This is a genomic window from Agromyces albus (assembly GCF_004134825.1).
Taxonomy (GTDB): Bacteria; Actinomycetota; Actinomycetes; order Actinomycetales; family Microbacteriaceae; genus Agromyces; species Agromyces albus.
Window position 1 is genome coordinate 1 of record NZ_SDPN01000110.1, and the last position, 588, is coordinate 588.

1 protein-coding gene is annotated in these 588 nt (G+C 61.2%); it reads left to right on the top strand.

Annotated elements, in window-relative coordinates; translation table 11 throughout:
• Positions 1 to 103: 103 nt before the first annotated feature.
• Positions 104 to 588 (top strand): TetR/AcrR family transcriptional regulator (locus ESP51_RS20435; protein WP_164990630.1); only part of this gene is annotated, 485 nt, incomplete at its 3' end.

Here is a 588-nt window from a genome sequence, read left to right on the forward strand (position 1 = left end):
TGTTTCGACTTTCCAGAGACGATATCACAAACTCGAATCGCAGTACGAGTTTGGTATCGTTATGGGAGAACCTTGAACCGAAGCATCACGTGAGGAGTTGAGGATGAGCGTCACCGAGACGGCCAAACCAGCACGCCGGAGCTACGCGAAGAGTGCTGCCATCCGAGAACGCATCCTCGAAGCTTGCGTCAAGGCGTTCGGGCGTTCCGGCTTCTACGGCGCCACCATGAAAGACATCGCTGCACGCGCCGAGATGAGCCACACCGGGTTGCTGCACCACTTCCCGACCAAGGAGTCACTCCTGCAGGCGGTTCTCGACTACCGCGACGAACGCAGCACCGCGGTGTGGCAGGCGGCCCTGGACCGCCTCGGCGCAACCCCGGAGAACACCGTACGCTCCATGCTCGCACCCGTGATGGCGAACGAACTCGAGCCGGGTCTTGCTGCCCTGCACGCCTCGCTGTCCGCAGAAGCCACAACCCCGGATCATCCAGCCCACGACTACTTCCGGAACCGGTACCAGGTTTTCCGCGGGTACTTTGAAGAACGGTTCGAAGAGATGGCCGCCAGCGGCGAACTGGTCACGAC